This is a genomic window from Flavobacterium sp. GCM10022190, from assembly GCF_042656445.1.
Classification (GTDB): Bacteria; Bacteroidota; Bacteroidia; order Flavobacteriales; family Flavobacteriaceae; genus Flavobacterium; species Flavobacterium nitratireducens.
The window spans coordinates 46,941-68,982 of the sequence record NZ_JBHSOQ010000003.1 but is presented as its reverse complement, the minus strand read 5'-3'; the positions used below and the strand labels follow the sequence as shown (position 1 = coordinate 68,982).

Below are 22,042 nucleotides of genomic sequence, written 5' to 3'. Positions count from 1 at the left end.
GGGTACGGAGGATTTCATTTCAGGGGTGTTGTGACGAATCACGAAAATAACAATTTTTGAAAGCAATTCACAACTTTCATCAAATTACAAATACCGAGATACTGGTTGTGACGAATCACGAAAATAACAATTTTTGAAAGCAATTCACAACGGTCAGAGAGTTGTTCGCGTGAATCAAGTAGTTGTGACGAATCACGAAAATAACAATTTTTGAAAGCAATTCACAACTATCTTGTATTTTGCCCCAATTTCGATTTTGTTGTGACGAATCACGAAAATAACAATTTTTGAAAGCAATTCACAACAAAACCTATCAAATTAAAACAGTCGATAGTGTTGTGACGAATCACGAAAATAACAATTTTTGAAAGCAATTCACAACTTTGTCGCGATATCTTCTAAGGTTGTACTGTTGTGACGAATCACGAAAATAACAATTTTTGAAAGCAATTCACAACCACGCTCTAATGTTTTCCTGTATTTACCGGGTTGTGACGAATCACGAAAATAACAATTTTTGAAAGCAATTCACAACTAGTTTGAGGTTTTGGTGTTGAATATGGTGGTTGTGACGAATCACGAAAATAACAATTTTTGAAAGCAATTCACAACTGCTTACTGTAAAAGGTTATCATGATTAAAGTTGTGACGAATCACGAAAATAACAATTTTTGAAAGCAATTCACAACTGTACTCCGGTTTGATTTACGGTATCGTTTGTTGTGACGAATCACGAAAATAACAATTTTTGAAAGCAATTCACAACAGATTGTTGTTAACGTTCTGTATATACACAGTTGTGACGAATCACGAAAATAACAATTTTTGAAAGCAATTCACAACTTACAGGGTTCGTGGGTTTCACGGAACTAAGTTGTGACGAATCACGAAAATAACAATTTTTGAAAGCAATTCACAACACTGGTACACGTATCGTCTTAGTGGGTTCTGTTGTGACGAATCACGAAAATAACAATTTTTGAAAGCAATTCACAACGTTGTCTTTATTTTCTTCTGCCATAATGTTGTTGTGACGAATCACGAAAATAACAATTTTTGAAAGCAATTCACAACCTAAATTCCAATCTATTACAAGATAATTTGTTGTGACGAATCACGAAAATAACAATTTTTGAAAGCAATTCACAACTTGAATATAACTTTCCCTGGTCTATAAGAAAGTTGTGACGAATCACGAAAATAACAATTTTTGAAAGCAATTCACAACGGAAAACTTCTTTTGTTGTGAATACCATGTGTTGTGACGAATCACGAAAATAACAATTTTTGAAAGCAATTCACAACCGAAAAGCATGAACATCTGAAATACTACATGTTGTGACGAATCACGAAAATAACAATTTTTGAAAGCAATTCACAACGGTACCAGCGTTACTCCTGCTAAATCAAACGTTGTGACGAATCACGAAAATAACAATTTTTGAAATAACACCCTCTTTATGATTTAAACGCTTTTCCCATTAGTTCTTGTTCGCTTCTAGGAATACCAATTTTAATAGCAAGGTCTTTCCATTTTGAAGTTACATTTGTTACCTCCTGTATGATAGGATCCATTTGAGAGTTATTTAGCCTAAAATATTCCCCCACGCTTTTAGCTAGTTCAAAATCTAGAGCATTGTTATCCATATCAATGTTCAAGGCTAAACCATCTTTGTCAATTGAAGGGTTGAGGTCGTAGGCAGGTGATAGAATCCAACCGTTTTTGGTGAGTATGAATCCGTGATTACGTAAGTGGTCGTCGGTATTGGAAATGGCAATATTGAAGACGATTCTGCGCCATAGCTGATGTAAATTGGCTTCTACATTGGCTCCATAATTGCTGATGAATTCTGCTAAATCAAGATAGCTTGCTGGATTGTCACGAATAGTATCTTCACTATTTCCTGTCATAGTCATAGCTGAAGCAAAATGTATGCGTTCGCCATTTCCACGGTCAAATCGTTTAGTGAAAAAAGTATTATAATTTCCTGTAATCTTTTGGATGCGGCTTTCGGACATGCTAATACCAGCTTGTAAGGCGAGTTGGTAGGCTAGAAATTCCCAGGCGGCTTTGTCTGTTGTATCCGTTTTAGAAGGGAATTTAGCAATCCAAAGATTTTTATCTATATCAAGTATATTTGCTTTTGGTCTGGCACCTCCTAATGAAGAACCTGGAGCCATAAGTACTGTCAGCCACTTTTTTACTTCATCATTATGATCGTCATTTTCAAAACTATTAGCTGCGTTTTGCAATTCACGAATGGAAGACCAAGGCGGTGTTGGAGTGGTTTGGTTGTTGTCCAGAAAATCTCCATTAGGATTGGTTTTAAAGCGTAAAGCTCCCATACGGCTTTCATCATATACACCTAACAGAAAATCAATATCATAAAGTGTAGGTGTTTTTTCTCCATTTTCTTTGGCGATTTGTGCGGCTCGACGTTTCATCAATGTACGTCCCCAAGTATCAGGCATACTGTCGAGAAAAATTCCAAAGTTTTCCTTTTGGTTGGGATATTGTGGGCCACTGTATAATTGAATATCAGGATCTAAAAGAAATTGATTTCCCGATTTTAACCAATGTTTATCGTACTCAAAACTAAAGGCTTTTTTACTTTTTGCTTGTTGTGCTGATAGGATACCTATTAGTTCAGGTTCTGACATTCCCTTCCAGTGTGCATAAACGTATATGTCAGTTTTGTTTTGAGCCATTTATTATTTTAAAAGTTCTAAATCTTGTAATTTTTTTCCAAGTTCATCATCTGCAGCCAATTTGAGAAAATCGTCTTGCAGACCTAAAACACGGAGTACATTGAAATAAGACCCCAACGCAACTTTTGGGTTTCCTTTTTCAATTTGATATAAAGTTGTGCGGACAATATCAGCTCTTTCGGCAACTTGAGTAGCTGTCAATTTTCGTCTTTTTCTAGCTAATTTTATGTTTTCGCCCATGTGTTCCAAGATTTTAAAATGTTTTGGAAATATGGATTGCTTTTTACTACTCATAATAAAAAAATGTTTATTATTATGTACAAAAATAACGTTTTTGTTCACAATAACAAACATTTGTTGTCGTTTGTTTGTCGTCAGTTTTAAATAAAAGCTACTTATAAAAAAAATAGGGTTAGTAACAGGTTGATATTTTTTATTTCAACGATATTAAAAATAGTAATATGTTTTCAGATTACTGTTTTTTATTTCTTTCCAAAAATCATAAAAAGCAAAGCATATTAAGTTCCGGTTCTGAAATGAACAAGGCCAAGCCTTTCAGGTTGTGCCAAGCCTTGTTCTATTCATAACCTCCACTTGATTGAAAGCTTTCTTTTTTCTCTTTTTCTTTTGTTAAGTAAATTATTTTTTCATTTGAATTCTAGAATAAAATATTTGTGATATTCATAGCTGGAATTAATTTACAATTTTCTTCTTCTGGTTCTTTTTTTTTGCTTTAATTCTTTAGGTGTATAACTATTATCAAGGAATTCAGCTTTTAGTAATGCATCTAAAAAATTGTTGATAATAGTTGGATTAAAAGTTGTTTGTGAATCCATTTCGGTTTTCAGTCTTTCAAGATTTTCGGATAGGTTAAAATGTTTCTGAGGTGTATTAAATGATTCACAACGTTTTTGAATTCCTTTAGCACTATATTCTTTTCCCAGGCTGCTTCCGTTAAAAATACATTGGGCTTTGTGGTCAACATAGGTGATTCCATATAACTGTCCCTCTTTACTTTTTCTAAAAACCACATGAATCCCATCTTTTTGGAGTTTAAGAGCTAATTGTTCAGGAGAGAATATTTTCTTGTCTAAGAGAGTAAAATCAATTGTGTTCTTCAAATGTTTTTTATGAGATTGCTTTTTTATGTCATTTGTTTTGAATCTTTCCTCCAGAAATTTTAAAGTAGGTTTAGAATAAAAATCACTTGCTTTTATGGGAACTCCAATAGGTTTAGAATCTTTATCGAGAATCTTATATAGCAGTCCGTTATTTTTAAAAACTCTGGAATCTTCACTACCTCTGTCAGCATGAACATTGTAGAGGTTTAGAACAGCATTGAGTTCCGGAAGACTGGAATATTTGTATTCGAACAAAACTTTATTTAAAACTCCGTTTATAGCTTTTTTAGACTCTGTTTTTCCATATTCTACTCTCCGTGAATCAATCGGCTGTAAAGTAACTTGTTGTTTGTTTTTTCTATCCTCAGCTTTTACAAGTCCAAAGAGTTTTTCGATTTCTTTTCTTGCAGGTTCTGATTTTCGAATACCTAAATGATGTAAATCAATTCGCTTCCCATCACTCTGAATATTGTTTGTGACCACGTGCAAGTGAGGATGTCCGGCATCGAAATGTTGGTACACCAAATAAGGCTGTTTGCCAAAACCTATTTTATCCATATAAGTGTCAGCAATTTCAATTAATTTTTCTTTGGAATGCTTTTCCGAAGGATCAAAATTGAGCGAAATATGAACAGTATTCCGTTTGGCATTTTCATTAAGTTCAGCTAGTTTTAAAAAACGATTTAACTTTAAATTAAAACTTAAATTTTCCAATTTTAAAGGATAATTTACAGCATGAATACACTGCGCTTTTTCAGCTTTAACTTTGTTTTCATTGTAATTCAATATGCTGTGAATTGAGTTTCCGGTTTTTATGATTGCAACCATTGTTCAGCCATTTTTTGAGTGTGTTTTCCAATGAAATCTATTTTGTCAAAAAGTATTTTTCGATGCAGCTCGAACGAAACATATTGCTCTTTAAAATCACTTAGAGATTTCAAAGTATTTATCTTTTTAGCAATTTGATTGATGTTATTACCAATAGCCCGAAGTTCAGTAGTTAATACAATAGTTTCCTCCATTAAATCATCTAAAGATTGGTTGCGGTAGGTGCTTATAATAGGCTTGTTGAATAAATGCTTTCTAATGTAGTCACTTAACTTTCGGCAGCAACTAACTTTAAATTTACTTTCAATTTTTGCATACTCTTGTTCTGTCAGGCGCAGTGTTATCCTGCGAGTTCTGTTTGAATTTCCTCTTTCCATCATCTATCATTTTACTCATTAATTCAAATTTATCTTTATTGGTATTCGTGAATTTGCTTCGCTTCATTTAATTATTTTTCAAAATCTACGCTTTTAAGTGTCTCCACCGCCGAGTTCCGAGGCAATAGGTGGCAAGATAGGCGGTTGTCCGACAACCGTTCATCTTGCCGATTGCAGGAACGAGGCAATCTTAGAACTGATTTTAGGTCATAATTTTTATGATTCTTTAAAATTTGTATTTGTGTATTTAGCAATGCGTGTTTTTATCTTTAAAACTCTTAGGTTTAAAAAAAAACTATTTTTTTAGATTTTATAAATTCTAAAACCAATCATTTAATTGTAGTTCTTTCGGAGGGTTCAACTTTCTTTAACAAGTTTAGAATTCTGGGAAAGTGCAGCTCAACTGTTTGTTTATTAGTTTATTTTGAGCAGGAATGACAATTGTTTTTTATAGACATGAGCTGCTCTTTCTAAAGAATATTTTAACTTTACTATGACAAAATCCTGACTGTTTAAGGAGGGTTTTTGCTCATGTCTTTTTAAGTAATTCAAGAGTCTAAAATAATTTTTTGGAAAGCTTTTTTTTATTCGATTTAAGGAGGATCTAAGGAAGATAAAACAAGAATAAATTTTCAATTTCGATTGATAAATTTCGGATAGTTTCCAGTTACAGAAACAAATAATTTTAGGAATCTTTATTCTTAAAATTGTATATAAAAATCGGTTTAGATGAGAGTGAAAATCGGTTTGATAAACAAGTTCTTTTGATGTTTTAAAATCAATTAAGAATACAAAGGAATTTAAATAAATTATATTGGTCTTGAGCACTTTTGTTGTAGAATAGTTGAAGTTCATATTTTTCATTTTTTCAGGTTCATTATTCCATTGCATTTACGAATGTAAGCAAGCTACATCCCTTAAGCAATCCTCCTCATATTTTGATTAGGATCATTTCAAAAGTGCTCGTTATTTTTGTATAGAACAAAGTATTAATTAAAAGCGTAAAATTATGTTTACAACAAATGATGTAGTTAAGGTGTACGACACTATAATGAGTATTCCTGGAATGAATGAAGTAGTGAAGATTGATTTGCGAATTTCACGTAAAAATGTATTGTTATTAAATCAGGTGATTGAACGAGGTTTGTCTATTAAGAATGATGATGAGTTTGTAGCTTTTATGGAAAATATTCCAGAGGAAAACCAGAAAGAATTAAAAGCAATCGCTGAAGAAAGTTTGCAGAAAGCAGGGCTGATAGATTTGAATCAAAAATTGAAGGATCTGTCAAAAGGAAGTTAATACAGCATCAATTTTATTTTGGTTTTGTAGAAAGGGATAATATAACTGTTATTCCTTTCTTTTTTAGGTATGGTATTCAATTTGGTTGTATTTTGCAAATTTCAGTACTATTTATAACCAAATTCCAATTTAAATTGACCACTTATTACTTATTCAAAATGATTTGCAAACGAAACTATATAAAAAAAGAGGCATAAGCCTCTTTTTAAGTGTAAGACGATTTCAATAGAAAATTATTTTTTAGATTCTTCTATAGAAGCTTTTCTAAATTCTTTTAAAAGTTTCTCTAAATCTAAAGAAGATTTACGTGCTCTTGTTCCGGCTGCCTTATTTCCTTTTTCGATGTGCAATTCAGATTCCGATTTGAAGTTTTCAAACTCAACTTCAATTTTAGCAAAAAGCTCTTTCATAGTAGGTGTTTTTAAATTTGAATGTAAAAATAGAAAGTTTAGACTTATGAAGAAAATAAAACCTCTTTTTTGAATATTTTAGAAAAATTTGAGGAGTATTGCTTACTAATAATTTTTAATTTTTTTGATGATTTTTTCCAATGTTTCAATAGCTATTTCTTTGTCTTTATCTTCGGCATTATAGGATTTACTTCTAACGGACTGATAGGAAAGCTCCGTTTTAAAAGGAGTAGAGAGATGAGGAATAATAGTTTTGAAGACAGCGCTCATCGATTTGGCATTGAGAATTCTGGATTCATCTGCTGCTCTTAAAATTAGAGCGATTTGATCCGCAGATAAGAGACAGGTAATTTTGTTTTCTTTACTATTTTCTTTAGGCTTACTATTTAGTTTCTCATGCTCTTTTGAGGGGAGAAGCGTTTGTTCCATCTTTTTTTCAAGATAGATTATTTCCTGTTCAAACCAACGTGAAATTACTTTTTTAAGGCTCCTATTTTTTAAATTATAACAGAGATTCTTGTTGGTGTACAATTGGTTAAATTCCTTAAAGAAGAACAACAGTTTATCCAGTCGGTCCGAATCATTTTCAAATAGATCAATTTTTTCTCTGATCGTTCTTTTAAGATAGTTCAGGTATTTGAGATTGTTAAAATTGAGATAAATGAGTAGTTCATCGATGGCAGGGTAAGTGATTGATTTTTTCGGGTTTTCACAAAACAGTTCTAATTCATGGATTAGCTTTTTTCTATAAATAACCTCTCTATAAGTAAGTGTGCAATTGTATTTGGAAAACTGAAATACATCTGTAATAATCGCTATAATAGATTTGTTGTTGATTTCTTTTTTTAGTAGCGGCTTAAGGATGTCAAATTTGCTTTTTAGTTCCTTTTTGGTAAGGATCAGATAGCTAATAGGAACTCGTTCATCGATGTTTAAATAATTTTGGAATCGATTTTCTATAAAGCTTAATAGTTCGTCTAGACAACTCACCACAGTTTCCTTTATTATTGCTAAATGTGGACTTTTAAAAACATCTTTATTTTGATTGCAAACGACCATATCTTGTAAGGTTATCAGTGAGGAATGGTATTTTTGCACTAAGAGTCTGATTTCACTTTCTTTGCGAAATAGGAAGATTTGTTGGTTAAGTTGTGTTTGTATGCATAGCATTTCTTTTAGAATTTTTTCTGTAATAAGACTGATCTCATCAGCACTAATAGTACAAATAGCATTCTTTTTCGGGTTAAGGGTGAAAGAAATTAGAGAATCTAACCATTCCAAAGGATATGTCTTAGGTGTTTCCATTAGCATTACTTAGAGGTGTTAGTCAATTCCATTCTTATCTACTACAATCGGTTTCTTAATTCATTAGTATAAGTAGTATTTGTATCGTAATAATTTCAAAATCATTCTCAAAGAAGAGTAAAAAGCGAATGTCTTTAGCTGTGTTCTTTGGTAGTGATAGCAATGGATTATAAAATTCAAAATAAAAATTGAAAGTATTTTCATAGCAATCGCTTTTACTCCCAAATTGACAAGTCATATTCCCGATTTGACATTAAAAAATGCTAGAATAGCTATTAAATAATCCTAAATAGACAACTTAGTTGTATTTAAATGTTTCTATTTTTGTAGAATTAACTTATAAATTTCATAAAAGATGATTACAGCTCATGACTTTTATGAGAATGAATATGCGCGATTTTGGATCGCAGACTCTATTCTCCGTTTCGAATACAAAGAAAATACAACCCTTGATTTGAAAGTAGCCCAGATGGTAGTAACTGATAGAATTCATTTTCAAAACGAACGTTCCTTTCCTGTATTATGTGATGTACGTGGTGTTATTGCAACTGAAAAAGCGGGAAGGGATTATTTGGCTCAGACAGGTTCTATTTTAACCACTTCTGTGGCACTTTTGGTGCATGAAAATGTTTCTCATATGGTGAGTTTGTTTTATTTGGAAATAAGTAAACCTAGTGTGCCAACGAAGGTTTTTACCAAAGAAGCGGAAGCATTAGATTATTTAAAATCATTTCTCTAAATGAGATTCAAAATCCCACACAACTTTAAAAAAGAGTTCAACTATACTCTTTTATAGTGAACTCTTTTGCTATTTATCTGTTCTTCACATTTTTTATCGCAACTTATGCTCATTTTGGAGATTATTGAGTAGTTCCAAAACATAATTATCTCTTGCCTGTATGTAGGCTACTTTTGGTACAATTGTAGCACCTAATTTCCTTTTTTCAAAGGTAGCAGAAAGGCCAAAGTCAATTTGGTGGATACCTAATTGGTTTGCCCTTTTGATTGTTTGAAATAATAATTGTCTGTAGAGATGGTATTCTTTTGCCCATTTATAATCCATTCCAATAAGTTCTGGAACATATACATTTAAGGCATTTTTATAACAAAACATGACACCTATAAATGCTTCAGTTTTGTGCTGTTTTAAACTAAGAATGATGAATTCCCAATTGGGACAAAGATTCATGTTTTCGAAAACTTCTAAGGTATAGGCAAAAGTATTAATAGCTAGATTATTGGCCTGCACATTTTTATAGAGTTCAAAGGCTCTTTTTAATTCAACTGCTGATAAGTAGGGTTTTACGGCTATGTGATAGTAGTTTTCGTAAGCAAGGATTTCTTTATTGAAATGCTTTTTTGAACGACTGGACAGTCTTTGAGCAAACTCTTCATTAGAATGCCAAGTTTCATTTTTTAGTACACAGGATTCAGGCATATTGATTTTAAAATATCCCTGATTTTGAATAATCTTATTCCAGCGATTATTTTCTTGAAAATCCCGTAATATTAATCGATCAGCATTCAACGCATTGTATTTTTCTTCTATTGCATCTAAGAGTAGTTTCAAAGCTTTTTCCGCAAGTGGATGGTCTGTATTTTCATAGTAATGTTGTCCTTCGGTGAATAAGCATCCCATACTTAATATTTTAGACGTTAAATACATAGGATTGTTTTTTCGGATTTCTTCCAATTGAATGGAAACGGATTCGGTGGCGAGCATATCATCTTTCCAGATTCCAAAAGTAAAGAAAGTCATTAGGATGATTTGTTGATTTTTATCGCTAATGGTATAATAAAAGAAGTCACATTGATTAGTGGGGTCTTGGTGTTTGCTGAAAGTGTTTTCCAGATAGCAAAGACCCTCATAATCCAGTATATTTAGTTTTCCCATTGCTTTATTCCAAAGCAGTGGATCAATATGCTTGATACTTTTTTTTATCTCCAGAATGAGTTCTGAATTAGCAGGAGTTTTATTCTCATAAGTAGTTTTATTCTGCATACCAAAAGCTTGTTTTACTTTTGCAAGGCTGTTATTGGTTTCTTCTAAGTCTTTAGGAAAATGGAACTCTATCGCTTGGGCTAATGCCTTAATGTCTTCTTTTTGATTATGGCTTGATAGGGTAATTCGAATACCCGTATTTTTAATAGGAACAGCTGGGTAGATACCCAGATTTAGGAAGAAACCTTCAGAAAAAAGACGGTGTACAAAGTTATACGCTGTTATTGGAGTAGCCATACCTAAGAAGAATACGGGCGAATCATTTTTGGATAGGATGGGAAGTGATCCAATAGATAATAAATGATTGAAGTAAGCTATTTTTTCCGCTAAATCATTTTGTAGCATATTGATTTCCGGAGATAAATGGATAGTTGCAGAAGCAATAGCAGCTCCTACTGAGGCTGGTTCCAATTGCGCAGAAAAGGTTAGGGGACCACCAAAGTTTTTGATTTTATTTCTGAGTTTTTCATTAGAGCACAATAAGGTAGCCCCACTGGCACCGAATGTTTTACTCAGAGTACCTACTACGACAATGTTTTCAGGTAGTTCTTTGATAGCATCAAAAACGAAGCCTGTACCGTTTTTACCTTTCCAACTCATGCCATGTACATCATCAAAGTAGAGGTGAAGTTGGCTGTATTTTTGGGTTAACTGGAGTAACTCAGTAATAGGCGCATAATCGCCATACATCGAATAGACTCCATCAGCCATATACCAGATTTTATTGCATTTACTACTGAGAAGTTTAATTTTATCTTCTAGCATATTGAGATGGTTGTGCCGAATCATTTCAACAGGAATACCCCGTAGTTTAAGTAGCTGACAAGCGTTTTGAACACTCCAGTGTACTTGATGATCCATGATAACGGCATCTTCATCTCGTATCAAAGTAGGAATTATTGCCAAATGACCCAAGGTGCTGTTTTTAGTAATGATAGGGGGAATGCCATACATCAATTCCAGTTTTTCCTCTAATTCTGCATAGAGAGGATGTGAAATATAGGATTTTGAAAGTGGAAATTGGGTACCATAATCTTTGATTGCCTTAATGGCAGCCTCTTTTAGTCTACTGTCTTGTTCCAGCCCTAAATAGCCAGTTGTACCAAAATGAAACATTTTTTTTCCCTGGATTTGGATGGTTCTCCCAGTTAAGAATTTGTCTTCTGCATAAAGGTGTAATACCCCTTCTTTTTTCGCACCTGATAAAACATCATCAACGGTGTCAATAAAATTGTTGTGTTTGATTTTAGCCATGCTCTCTAAATTTACAATGAGTACTGAAATAGCACTAAAATTCATTATAAATAGTGAGAGAATTTTATTCCACTCTTCAATACTCCCGAATTAACAACTTTAATTCCCGAATTGACAACAAATCGGCTATTTCACAAGGAATAATCCTGAATTAACAAGCTAAATAATATAATTGTTGCTATTTTTGTTATCTGTGACTCCATTTTTAGCTATAAACAAATAGTCAGATTGCCCCGTTCAAGCAGTTCGAAAAACGAATTGTGACTCGCTTTTCTTTTCAGATTCATAATAGCTGCAGCTTACTTATGGAAGGGAGCCTTTTTGATTGTATCACATCATAAACAACAGCAAACTGTTTTTTATGGTTATAGTTCCTTTTTTTAAGATATCAATCGGCAGTGTTTGTTGGAACATTGTCTTTAAATGTAAATGTAAATGTAAATGTAATAGTATGGAAAAGGCATTTAGAGAAGATAAAATAGTTCCTGTATACCAGATGCTATTTGAAATGGCTAGGGGGAATTTCAATAGCAGTATTCCATTAACCAATATCGATGGGCAATTTGAAACTTTAGCCGTTTTAATAAACATGGTAGCAGAAGAAATGAGAGAATCCGTTTTTCATGATGGCTATCTCAATGCGCATCATAGTAATCAGGATGTGAATCACATTAGTATCCTTTTGGATGAAAACTTAATCATTCGAAGTTTTACCTCGGAGACAAGTTCTTGTTTGGGTTTTTTTGAATCGGAATTATTGGATCAGTCTCTAGGTACGGTTTTAAGTGATACCTCTCTTGAACATTTGAAAAACGCGGTTCAGGAATCTAAGGAAAAACCGATGCCTATTGTTTTGAATTTTATGACTAAAGAATCTTTACTAGTCACTGTGTCCTGCAGTTTAGGGAAGCTTTGTAGCCGTTCTGAACTGCTACTTAGTTTTAATTCGATAGTGAGGCAAAATTCGTATAGCCCCCTGGCTAAAAAACAGGAAAGCATCAATAGTAGTAAGTTGAGAAGGGTAGACGCTCTTTTAATTCAAAAATTGTATGATTACATATTGGCTCACTTGGAAGACCCCTTGCCTTCAATAAAAGATTTGTCCCGTCAATTTGGAACCAATGAGTACAAATTAAAATTGGGTTTTCGTTATTTTTTCAAAACGAGTATTTATCAGTTCTACAATCAGGAGCGTCTTAAAAGAGCCTATTTTATGATTGAACATACCGTTATTCCATTGAAAAACATAGCTACGATGAATGGATTTAACAATTATCCTAATTTTTCCAAATCCTTCAAAAAACATTTCGGTATTTCCCCAAACGAGTTACCACGCATTGAAGAACTCCCTGCCCCTTTGTCGGAGTAAGTGTCTGGCTTGGGATTGTTGCATCCTAGAGTACCTTTTTAGAAACTATTTTGCGTTTTATGAAAGCTAATAGCAGTCAATCTCAGCCATCAAATTTTTTACTTTATCCGTTTTAGCCAAGTTTTGCTCCTAATAAAACAAAGCTTATTGTTTTGAACTTCAGAAATTTACATTATTGAATCAAATTAAATGATACGTTCAATTTAAATGGGAAATCATGAAACTGGGAATCAGAACAAAAGAGATTAGTATTGAAATTATTTGTTTACTCTACGTGGTATTGTTTGTTTATTCAGGGCTAAGTAAATTATTGGATTTTGAAATTTTTCAAGTGCAGCTTGGCCAATCTCCCTTATTAAGTGCATTCGCCGAATGGATATCATGGGGAGTTCCTATTTTGGAAATACTAATTGCTTTTTTGTTGCTATCGTCTCGGTTTAGACGGATAGCTTTGTATGCTGCGTTTGCACTTATGCTGATGTTTACCACCTATATCATCATTATTTTAAATTTTAGTTCTTTTATACCTTGTTCCTGTGGTGGCATTTTAGAAAAGATGAGTTGGAGAACGCACCTGATTTTTAATATCGTATTTGTTTTTCTGGCTCTTATTGGCATAGTATTACAATATGGCATGCAAACCCATCAGGAAAGACCTCTATGCAGTAAAACACTAAAAATTCTTTCATTTGTTAGTTTTAGTAGTATAGCATTAGTTGCAGTTCTTTTTATGCTTTCGGAAGAAATGATTCACCATCGAAATAGTTTTATAAGACGTTTTCCGCATCATCCTATAACGTTCGCTCATTCCTATGATTTACAACAACCTAGCTATTATATTGCAGGAGTAGCTAATGGCAAAATTTATCTGGCTAATGAAGTAGCCCCACTCGCTATGACTGTAATAGATAGCAGTTTCAAAAAGAAAGAATCTTTTCGTATTCAATTGCCTGAGAACTCCTTTGCGTTTCATTCCGTTCGGGTAGTTGTGAGACCACCTTATTTCTATATAAGTGATGGCACCGTACCAGTGATTTTCAGAGGGAACACTTCGGACTGGAAAGCTCATATCTGGATGGAGGGAGCGGCTTATTTTAATGCCATGGTGCCTGTTACTAAAGACAGGATACTTATCAGGGCATTAAGTAGTGCAACAAAAGAAAATATTCTGGGTTCTATAAGTGATACCGGGAAGATAGTCACGCATCTTAATAGTCATTTGCTGGTCAAACAAATTGATGGTGTTTTTGATACTGATGGGATGCTGTTGTATAATCAGGATCTGCATAAGATGATTTATACCTATTACTATCGAAATCAATTCATAGTTGCTGATTCTCTTTTGAACTTAGACTATCGTGGACATACCATTGATACCACTACTAGAGCTAAAATAAAGGTTCGTTATATCAAATCCCATCAAATGAGTAAATTCTCAGCACCACCTCAGCTAGTCAATAAAAATTCTAGTAGTTATGGAAAGTATCTTTATGTAAATGCCGCTTTGATAGGGAAGTACGAGCCCGAGGAAATGTGGAAGACCGCTTCTATCATTGATGTTTATGATTTGGTAAACCAAAGCTATCAGTACAGTTTTTATGTAGATGATCAAAAAAATAAAAAAATGAGTGATTTTAAGGTTTGGAACAATCTATTGATAGGGATTAGAGGAAATCATCTTTTTAGTTATCGATTCAAAAGTGAAAAGAATATAGACAATACAAAGCAATAGCTTTTAAAATATACCGCGCAGTATCAGGGGAACGATTGAAAACCTGTAATAGAGTAAATCATTCATTTTAATTTTAATAGTTATGAAAACGAAATTTTTTCCTTTAGTGGCAATCGTTTTTGCCGTAGCAGGAGCCTTTGCATTTAATGCAAAACCAGAAAAAAGTGCTGTAATGGATGTAAACGGATATATTCCGGGATCGCCATGTGAAGAAACAGAGGTAGTATGTCAGCAAGAAAATAACGGTATCTTTTGTACCGATGCTGCTGGCACTCAATTGTATGATTTAAATGCGGCAGGTACTGCCTGTCCAAATCATTTGTATAGAAAACTATAAGTAATATTGTTTTTTAGCAAAAGATAAAGCCAGATTGGAATTCTAATCTGGCTTTATTGTCTATAATTATATTTAATTCATTTTTGTTTAAATTCCTTTTAAGTAATAATCAAACCACTGTTTTGTTCTCTTTTTCAGGTCTAATTGATTTTCGTATTTTACAAGGCTATGTGGTTCATCAGGGTATAGCAATAACAACGCTTTTTTGTTTTGTCGTCTTAGCGACATATACAATTCCATGCTTTGTTCCTTAGGTACATTAATATCTTCTTTACCACTCCAGATTAATAACGGGCTAGTAATTTTATCGGAATGCATAATAGGTGAGTTATTCAGATAGCCTTGCTTGTTATGAAAAAAGGATTTCCCCATTCGAAATTGTTGATCTTCGATTCTCCACATATTCGATTTATCTGTTTCTAAATGATAATAGAAATAAAAACTAGTCAAATCACTAATGCCTGCACCCGATACAGCAGCTTTAAAACGAGGTGTTTGTGTGACAATATTATTCACTTCGTAACCTCCATAGGAGTGGCCTACTATTCCTAAACGATTCAGATCTACTATGCCTTTTTTAGCTACAACTTCTATGGCTGATTCTACGCAATCCAAGGCTGATTTTCCGGCGTTACCAATTTGATATTCAATATCCGGAAATAAAACTAAATATCCATCCAGATTGTAATTTATAGGATTAAAACCTATTGCATCAAAGTTGTTATTACGTAAGAATTTATGGTAGCCAACTGAGAGTTTTTCATAGATGTAAACAATCATCGGGTATTTTTTATTTGGATTATATCCTACAGGGTAATACAGAATTCCCTTTAAATCTGTTTTGATTTTATTTGTAAATGATATTAATTCAGCCTGAGGCATTTCATACTTAACATATTGGGGATTGGATTGAAACAGCATTTTAGGGGCTTTACTGTTGGAGTTGGCAAATTTAATTTTTGGAGAAATGCTGACAGTTTGCTCTTTGAATATATAGGAACCTGCCATTGTTGCTCTATTGAGAGTACTACAGCCAGAGTTACTATAAAATAATGTTTTTAATTTTTTATTAGGCATGTACAAACTATAGCCACTTTCTTCATTATTCCCTCTGCTTTGAAGAATTAGACCTTTTGAAAGTACTAAAGATGGTCTGCCAAAATTTGACAAGGAAAAAGGTTTGAAAGATGGGATTTCTGAAAACGGGATACTATAGGAGATTTTATGTTCTCTGCCACTAGTAATTCTCTCGGCACTACCATCGGGAGATAGCATCCAGATATCATATTGATCCGTTAGCAGTAACTTATTATTATCCGTCCAGTAGGCATTATCAAATGGAGGTGCAGTACTTGGACGATCAAAATCAACATCGTAAAAAGGAACGCCTAATACTGCAGTAAGATTTTTATGGGTATTGGTTATTCTATCGAAAATCCACCAATTTTTATCTCTAAAATAGCTAATGTATCTTTCATCAGCAGAGCTTGCAAGCTGAGAAGTAGTCAATTCCTGTTTTTTAAGAAAAAGTTGTTCTTTTCCGCTTTCTAAATCTATTAAATACAGATCTACCGGTTTTTCTGTAGTAAATATTGGTTCGTATTGGAGGTTATTGTAGGTAATTGCCAGTTTTCTACTCATACTTAATTTAACATCGGGGCGTTCATTGGTTCCTATCAGTTGTATTTTATCCGATTTAGGATTCCAAGACAGTAGTTTTGGTAGTTTTTTAGTATCTCCTTTATATCGCTGAGAAGTAAATTCTAAAGGTAATGCAGTATCCCAAATTTCCGGTTGATTGGCGTCACTCTCCTTTACATTCGGTGGAGCCATATAAAAGAACAACTTTTGATCATCTGCAGCAAAACGCATACGGGTTAGTACTCCCGGGTTTATTACATTAAGGTTGTTTAACTCCGGTTTGTTATTTGGGTTAAAAATACTTAGACGTGATTCCATTATGTCGTAATAATACAAATTGTATTTTACATCAGTAACATTATTAGCAGGAAGCTCTTCTGTAAAAGCCAGTGCCGTTGCTGTATTGTTCCAAAGCAAGTTTGTAATTGTGGCGTTTTCTTTTTGGAAAATCTGTTTTCGACTATAATTATCTTTTGGTGAAATAATAGAAACACCAGAGGAATCCAGTATAGCAAGAGTATTATTCGAACCAAGGAAAAAAGAATTAATCCCGGAAAAATCCTTACTTTCAGTTTTATTTAAATCCAGAATCTGCAATTTCTTTTCCTTTAGTAAGAGGTAGAGATAACGAGAATCGGCTGAAAAGTCAGTAGTAATGACATTATCAATTTTTTGCAACTTATTTTTCTTTAAATCGACTAAATAAAAGCCTTGTTTTCCCATTACAACAGACCATTTACTATCAGGACTAAATACCATTTTAGTGGCTTTGGGAAAGCACAATCTCTTGAGATTCTCTGTATTTTGAATAAATAATGTATCGTTCTCTGATTCATAATCCAGCATGTAACTAATCCATTGACCATCAGGAGATATCTCTTCTTTTTGTATTATGCTCCATTTTTGAAATTCCTCTGCGGTGAGTTTCAATTTTTTTTCCTGAGCATAAGCATTTGTTAATTGCAATAGGATACCTGAGAGAAGGCATGTATATAATTTTATTTTTTTCATTTTAATATCCGGTGTTTTGGGGTAATAGATTTTTGTTTAGCAGTAGTTCCTTTTCGGGTAGGGGCAAAAGAATCTGGGTACTTTTCCATTGCGGTTTCAAGTTGCTTAGTATAGCATCGGCTTTATCGGTTCTTTTAATATCATACCATCTGTGTCCTTGCTCTAAGAATAATTCGACTCTTCTTTCCTGAAGAATAGCATCTAGTAATTCAGAGGCGGTGGCTGCGGTAGTATTGGCTAAGCCGGCACGATTCCGGATTTTATTGATGTCATGCTGTGCTCCAGATAGGTCTTCATTCTGCGCTCTGGCTTCTGCTCTTATTAGATATTGCTCTGCCAATCGAAATAGAATAGTGTATTCTACCGAAGTACCCGTATTACTGTTTTTCTTGTATTTATAAGCACAAGCCCAGGAAGCACCTGATTTTGTAACGGTTTTAGTCCAATTGGTTTTTCTACGATCATTAGGTTCAAAGCTATTCATAAGGCTTAGCGAAAGCGCAGGGCGAGTGGGAGGACCAGATGTAAAAATAAAAGTTCTAGCCTCTTTGGTATTGAGTCCAGCAATGCCAGGATGTAAAGACCAGATGATTGAAGGACTGTCTTTCAAGAATTCAGCATTCGAATCATTGACCCATAAGTACAAGGGATTTTCAATAACTGCCGTGGCATAGCTTTCTGCTTTTTCCCAATTCTGAGCATAGAGATATACTCGTGCCAGCAAAGCCTTTACGGTAGCTTTGTTAGGGCGAACTCTTTCCGCAGTAGGATATGTATCAGGAATCAGCTGTTCAGCCTCAATAAGGTCGCTGATGCTTTTTTGATAGATTTGCTCCGGGCTTAGTTTTCCAATGTTTTTATTTATATTATAATTGGTGGTAGTTATATAGGGAACCGCTCCAAAAGTATTGGTCAAATAGAAATGAAGATAAGCCCGAATGAATAAGGCTTCTCCAAGAAGTCGATTTTTGTCAGTATCGGAAATCGTTTCTGATTTTGTAACACCCTCCAATAGCGCATTTGCCGAATAGATTTGATTATAGCTCGTATTCCACAAAGCAGAGAGCATGGTGTTTGTTGCAATCAGGGTATGATTGTTGAATTCCATCAGTGAGGTATTGGTGCCATAAAAGTCAAGTTCATCGGCATAATTTCCTAGCAGATGTGTTCCACCGTTGGTCACTCCACTTAGAAAACCATTTTCTCTGATTTGGACATAAATATTAGACAATACAGCAGTAGCAGTTGACACTTCCTCAAAGGTATTGGCTCCAATTAATTGTGATTTAGGAGGATCCACCTCGATGAAGGATTCACAGGAGACCAGATTGAGTAGCAAAGTGGCACTAAGAGTTAGCATTTTTATTTGATTTATCGTTTTCATCTTTTTGCGTTTAAGGGTTAAAAACTTAATTGAACTCCTAGCGTAAATTGCCTTAGAGGAGGGAGGAAGTAAGCCGAATGATTTTCAGGATCGGCTCCTTTGTAGTGGGTAAAAGTGAGTAGGTTTTGCCCCTGAAGGTACATTTTGGCTTGGAAGTGTTTGGCCCAAGCGGCAGGAATATTGTAACTGATAAGCGCTGATTTTAAACGAATAAAGGAAGCATCACTAATGGCGGCGTTACTGTCATAGTACTTGTAATAAGCCTGTGTGAGGGTAGCATTTGCTCCCGTAGTGTATTGTTGAATTTCTGCCGTTGTCCCATTATCCGGAAAATGGTTGAGCACCGCAACAGGCTGGTTGACCATCGTTCCTGCCATAGCGGTAGTATAGATGTAATTGTAGGCCTGTTGTTTAACAAACTGAAAAAGAAAATCCAGCGACCAGTTTTTATAGCTCAATTGATTAGATAGCCCTCCAAAGTACTGAGGGCTTAGGTCCTTTACGAGCTTTCGGTCATCAGCAGCGGTAATTAAACCATCCTGATTATAATCGGTGTAGGTATAGGCTCCAGTTTGAGGATCAATCCCTATAAACTCGTAGGTTTTTTTGATAGCCAGTGGTTGCCCAATCACTAATGAATTGCTATAGGTAGAACTTTCTAAATCAGGAAAGGCAATTAATTTGTTTTTCGCCCGACTCAGGTTAAAATGGGTAGACCAACTAAACGCTTTGGATGTAATGTTCTGAGTGCTCAACTCCAGTTCGAAACCCGTATTTTGAACCGTAGCATTCAAATTGGCATTTAAGGTGGTGAATCCTGTAGTACCAGGAAATGGAATACCGACGAGCTGATTGGAAGAGCGATTTCGATACCAAGCGGCCGTGATGTTGATTCGGTTTTTAAAGAATCCTAATTCGAGTGCTGTTTCCAGTTTTTTATTGGTTTCCCAAGCAAAATCAGGATTGTATAAACGAGTGGGGCTGATACCCACTACACCATTGTACTGTCCGCCAGTTATACTATAACTATCCAGAAACTGATAATCACCAATTTGATCATTTCCCGAAGTACCATAGCTGGAGCGAAGTTTTCCAAAACTCAAAAAACTATCATTGAAAACAGCCTCTTTAGAAAACAACCAAGCCGCTCCAATAGCACCAAAAGTAGCAAAACGATTCCCTGGACCAAAACGACTCGAACCATCACGACGTCCTGTCAGGTTAAGTATGTATTTTTCTTTCCAAATGCTATTAATACGGCCAAAGACTGCAGTGTAATTATAGGTCGTAAAATCGTGATTGAGTACTTCCCGATAACTTGCCGCTCCCAGATTGTTCATCAGATTGTTACCCGCAAAACCAGTTCCTGATTGCACCAATTGTTGGGATTTTTGACTTTGAAAAGTGGTTCCAAGAAGTATATTAAACTGCCAGTTAGTAGCTTTTTTATTCCAATGAAGTTGTGGTTCAACGATCCATGAATTGACTTTTGAATCGTTTATATACAAGGTCGAAGAATCGGGTCCTAGGTTAAAAGTAGGATTGTAAATGGTAGAGGGAAGCGTACGGGTTTCAGAAAGGTTGAGGTTGTTGTAACCCAGACTTGTTTTGATTTCAAAATCTGTAAAAAGTGCATAAGAAAGTTGTGCATTGGCAATAAGATTAGCAGTCTTTGTTAGGTAAGAACCATTTAAAAAAGCCAATGGATTACTAAAAGTACCGTTTTCCCAGTTTAGATTTCCTTGCGAATCATAAAGAGCCGGTGCATTTGGAGCTAGGGTATAGGCAGCGCCAGTCAGATCTTGCCCAGGCAAAGTGTTGTTATCCGATATATAGTTAGTAGTTAGGGACAAATTGAATTTATTATTTGTAGAATGATGCGATAGGCTGTTATGAAATGCCCCTCTTTGAAAATTAGCCTCATCCGGAAATACAGTAGTTTCTTTACGGTAGTTTCCACTAAGCATAAATTGGGTATTGGCTCCACCTCCAGAAACAGAAGCCTGTAGCGTATTAATATGAGCGGTTCCTCCGATAAGCACTTTTTGCCAATCCGTATAGCGATTTTGATCCCAAGTCCCATTGAGATCATAGGCATTGGTTGGGTAATTACTTATGCCGTCATTGGCAAAAGCCTCTCTACGTATTGCCAGATATTGCTCGGTATTTAATAATTTCATTTTTTGAGCAACTTGTCCAATAGTAGCTGCCGATTGCACCATAAATTGCGTTTCAGAAGAACGCCCTTTTTTAGTGGTAATTAAGACCACACCATTCGCCCCACGCGAACCGTAGATAGCGGTGGCATCGGCATCTTTTAGAACTTCGATACTTTCAATATCAGCAGGGTTGATACTATTGAGTGGACTAGAATTTGCGGGCAGAATTCCACCAAGAAGGGCAGTGTTTCCCAGCGATTGAGAGGAAAAAGGAACACCATCCACAATATACAGTGGTTCATTACCCTCTGAGCGAATGGAATTCATTCCACGGATTTGAATACTGAAATTTCCTCCTGGCATGGAAGTAGACTGGGTGATATTTATGCCAGACATTCGTCCTTGCAGGGCTGCTAAAGGGTTACTGATAGGGAGTTTTTCGATATCTTTGGAAGAAACCTTAGCGATACTACCTGTTCGTTCACTTTCTTTGGTCGAATAGTAACCTGCATTAACAATCACCTCTTTTAGTGTCGTAGCATCCTCCTGTAGCAGCACATTAATAGTTGTATTGCTTTGTACAGGGATTTCAAGAGTTTTATAACCTATAAAAGAAAATACTAAGAAATCGTTAGGAGCAGCATCAATACGATAATGTCCTTTTGAATCAGAGAGTACAACAACCGCTGTGTTTTTGACCTGAATGGTTACACCAGGCAAAATACCAGTTTTATCAGCGACTGTTCCTGAAATTAAATGGTTTTGGGCATAGGTAGCTGAGCATAAGCACAGCAAGAATAGATAGTAGAGTTTGGACAGTTCAAGAGCTGACCAAAGCCTAAAGATTGAATAATTATTCATACTTTTGTTTTGGTTTAATGAAACTTCGGTTTTGTTAGCTTAGTCCTCTATACACGTTTGGCGACAGAGTAGAGGGCTTTTTTTATGTCATCATCGCAATGTTACATAGGCAAGTCAATTAAAAGATTAAAAGAGGGAGGAGCACTGTCTTTACTAGTTACAGCCTAGTGCCAACAGCGCTTTCCCAAATTGTTGTTATAATGAATAATGCGAGACTTAAAAGAGGAGCAGTACTTTGATTA

The 22,042-nt window shown here is 34.8% G+C and carries 15 protein-coding genes and 1 CRISPR repeat array (1 of these 16 running past the window's edge); of the genes, 5 read left to right on the top strand and 10 right to left on the bottom strand.

Translation table 11 applies throughout. The features are described 5' to 3' along the window. Positions 1-1,382: direct repeats of the CRISPR family, unit length 47 nt; unit sequence GTTGTGACGAATCACGAAAATAACAATTTTTGAAAGCAATTCACAAC (it extends 50 nt beyond the left edge of the window). Between the two features lie 76 nt (positions 1,383-1,458). From ACFPTQ_RS10595 to ACFPTQ_RS10580, 4 genes are all read right to left on the bottom strand, one after another. Next, positions 1,459-2,709, bottom strand: coding sequence for a type II toxin-antitoxin system HipA family toxin (locus ACFPTQ_RS10595; RefSeq protein WP_379777344.1), 1,251 nt, complete (start codon positions 2,707-2,709; stop codon positions 1,459-1,461). A gap of 3 nt (positions 2,710-2,712) precedes the next feature. Beyond that, complete coding sequence (locus tag ACFPTQ_RS10590; RefSeq protein WP_379777342.1) at positions 2,713-3,003, bottom strand: helix-turn-helix domain-containing protein; 291 nt, start codon at positions 3,001-3,003, stop codon at positions 2,713-2,715. A gap of 404 nt (positions 3,004-3,407) precedes the next feature. Beyond that, entirely contained in the window at positions 3,408-4,658 is a 1,251-nt protein-coding gene (locus ACFPTQ_RS10585) for a relaxase/mobilization nuclease domain-containing protein (protein ID WP_379777340.1), read from the bottom strand. Continuing rightward, complete coding sequence (locus ACFPTQ_RS10580; protein WP_379777338.1) at positions 4,643-5,035, bottom strand: plasmid mobilization protein; 393 nt, start codon at positions 5,033-5,035, stop codon at positions 4,643-4,645. The genes ACFPTQ_RS10585 and ACFPTQ_RS10580 overlap by 16 nt, the downstream gene beginning before the upstream one ends. Positions 5,036-6,044: 1,009 nt before the next feature. Between ACFPTQ_RS10580 and ACFPTQ_RS10575 the strand changes: the two genes are divergently transcribed. Beyond that, the gene (locus tag ACFPTQ_RS10575; RefSeq protein ID WP_379777336.1) at positions 6,045-6,335 is read left to right on the top strand and encodes a hypothetical protein; all 291 of its coding nucleotides are present in this window, start codon (positions 6,045-6,047) and stop codon (positions 6,333-6,335) included. A gap of 233 nt (positions 6,336-6,568) precedes the next feature. On the opposite strand, the gene ACFPTQ_RS10570 is transcribed toward ACFPTQ_RS10575, so the two are convergent. Next, positions 6,569-6,745: a histone H1 gene (locus tag ACFPTQ_RS10570; RefSeq protein ID WP_379777334.1), complete on the bottom strand. Its 177-nt coding sequence runs from the start codon at positions 6,743-6,745 to the stop codon at positions 6,569-6,571. A gap of 105 nt (positions 6,746-6,850) precedes the next feature. Next, positions 6,851-8,050: a hypothetical protein gene (locus tag ACFPTQ_RS10565; RefSeq protein ID WP_379777332.1), complete on the bottom strand. Its 1,200-nt coding sequence runs from the start codon at positions 8,048-8,050 to the stop codon at positions 6,851-6,853. A 355-nt stretch (positions 8,051-8,405) separates the two neighbouring features. On the opposite strand from ACFPTQ_RS10565, the gene ACFPTQ_RS10560 reads away from it, so the two are divergent. Further along, entirely contained in the window at positions 8,406-8,789 is a 384-nt protein-coding gene (locus tag ACFPTQ_RS10560; RefSeq protein ID WP_379777330.1) for a hypothetical protein, read from the top strand. A gap of 93 nt (positions 8,790-8,882) precedes the next feature. On the opposite strand, the gene ACFPTQ_RS10555 is transcribed toward ACFPTQ_RS10560, so the two are convergent. Further along, positions 8,883-11,306, bottom strand: a complete 2,424-nt coding sequence (locus tag ACFPTQ_RS10555) for an aminotransferase class I/II-fold pyridoxal phosphate-dependent enzyme (RefSeq protein ID WP_379777328.1) — start codon at positions 11,304-11,306, stop codon at positions 8,883-8,885. A 451-nt stretch (positions 11,307-11,757) separates the two neighbouring features. Here ACFPTQ_RS10555 and ACFPTQ_RS10550 point away from each other — a divergent pair, with 451 nt between their 5' ends. The 3 genes from ACFPTQ_RS10550 to ACFPTQ_RS10540 all read left to right on the top strand — a co-directional run bounded on the left by ACFPTQ_RS10550 (position 11,758) and on the right by ACFPTQ_RS10540 (position 14,744). Further along, positions 11,758-12,675, top strand: coding sequence for a helix-turn-helix transcriptional regulator (locus tag ACFPTQ_RS10550; RefSeq protein ID WP_379777326.1), 918 nt, complete (start codon positions 11,758-11,760; stop codon positions 12,673-12,675). 217 nt (positions 12,676-12,892) lie between these two features. Further along, complete coding sequence (locus ACFPTQ_RS10545) at positions 12,893-14,407, top strand: DoxX family protein (protein WP_379777324.1); 1,515 nt, start codon at positions 12,893-12,895, stop codon at positions 14,405-14,407. 82 nt (positions 14,408-14,489) lie between these two features. Next, positions 14,490-14,744: a DUF6520 family protein gene (locus ACFPTQ_RS10540; protein WP_379777322.1), complete on the top strand. Its 255-nt coding sequence runs from the start codon at positions 14,490-14,492 to the stop codon at positions 14,742-14,744. An 87-nt stretch (positions 14,745-14,831) separates the two neighbouring features. Here the strand turns inward: ACFPTQ_RS10540 and ACFPTQ_RS10535 are convergent, their stop codons facing one another. From ACFPTQ_RS10535 to ACFPTQ_RS10525, 3 genes are read right to left on the bottom strand one after another with little or no spacing between them, the layout of a single operon-like run. After that, complete coding sequence (locus tag ACFPTQ_RS10535; protein WP_379777320.1) at positions 14,832-17,396, bottom strand: prolyl oligopeptidase family serine peptidase; 2,565 nt, start codon at positions 17,394-17,396, stop codon at positions 14,832-14,834. 1 nt (position 17,397) lies between these two features. Beyond that, entirely contained in the window at positions 17,398-18,780 is a 1,383-nt protein-coding gene (locus ACFPTQ_RS10530; protein WP_379777318.1) for a RagB/SusD family nutrient uptake outer membrane protein, read from the bottom strand. A gap of 17 nt (positions 18,781-18,797) precedes the next feature. After that, complete coding sequence (locus ACFPTQ_RS10525; RefSeq protein WP_379777316.1) at positions 18,798-21,800, bottom strand: SusC/RagA family TonB-linked outer membrane protein; 3,003 nt, start codon at positions 21,798-21,800, stop codon at positions 18,798-18,800. Positions 21,801-22,042 lie beyond the last annotated feature (242 nt).

Bases quoted from the DNA above. Each gene is read 5' to 3' on its own strand.
- ACFPTQ_RS10550 (WP_379777326.1), top strand. From the start codon at position 11,758: ATGGAAAAGGCATTTAGAGAAGATAAAATAGTTCCTGTATACCAGATG.
- ACFPTQ_RS10570 (WP_379777334.1), bottom strand. From the start codon at position 6,745: ATGAAAGAGCTTTTTGCTAAAATTGAAGTTGAGTTTGAAAACTTCAAA.
- ACFPTQ_RS10565 (WP_379777332.1), bottom strand. From the start codon at position 8,050: ATGGAAACACCTAAGACATATCCTTTGGAATGGTTAGATTCTCTAATT.
- ACFPTQ_RS10540 (WP_379777322.1), top strand. From the start codon at position 14,490: ATGAAAACGAAATTTTTTCCTTTAGTGGCAATCGTTTTTGCCGTAGCA.
- ACFPTQ_RS10580 (WP_379777338.1), bottom strand. From the start codon at position 5,035: ATGGAAAGAGGAAATTCAAACAGAACTCGCAGGATAACACTGCGCCTG.
- ACFPTQ_RS10590 (WP_379777342.1), bottom strand. From the start codon at position 3,003: ATGAGTAGTAAAAAGCAATCCATATTTCCAAAACATTTTAAAATCTTG.
- ACFPTQ_RS10525 (WP_379777316.1), bottom strand. From the start codon at position 21,800: ATGAATAATTATTCAATCTTTAGGCTTTGGTCAGCTCTTGAACTGTCC.
- ACFPTQ_RS10530 (WP_379777318.1), bottom strand. From the start codon at position 18,780: ATGAAAACGATAAATCAAATAAAAATGCTAACTCTTAGTGCCACTTTG.
- ACFPTQ_RS10595 (WP_379777344.1), bottom strand. From the start codon at position 2,709: ATGGCTCAAAACAAAACTGACATATACGTTTATGCACACTGGAAGGGA.
- ACFPTQ_RS10545 (WP_379777324.1), top strand. From the start codon at position 12,893: ATGAAACTGGGAATCAGAACAAAAGAGATTAGTATTGAAATTATTTGT.
- ACFPTQ_RS10585 (WP_379777340.1), bottom strand. From the start codon at position 4,658: ATGGTTGCAATCATAAAAACCGGAAACTCAATTCACAGCATATTGAAT.
- ACFPTQ_RS10560 (WP_379777330.1), top strand. From the start codon at position 8,406: ATGATTACAGCTCATGACTTTTATGAGAATGAATATGCGCGATTTTGG.
- ACFPTQ_RS10575 (WP_379777336.1), top strand. From the start codon at position 6,045: ATGTTTACAACAAATGATGTAGTTAAGGTGTACGACACTATAATGAGT.
- ACFPTQ_RS10535 (WP_379777320.1), bottom strand. From the start codon at position 17,396: ATGAAAAAAATAAAATTATATACATGCCTTCTCTCAGGTATCCTATTG.
- ACFPTQ_RS10555 (WP_379777328.1), bottom strand. From the start codon at position 11,306: ATGGCTAAAATCAAACACAACAATTTTATTGACACCGTTGATGATGTT.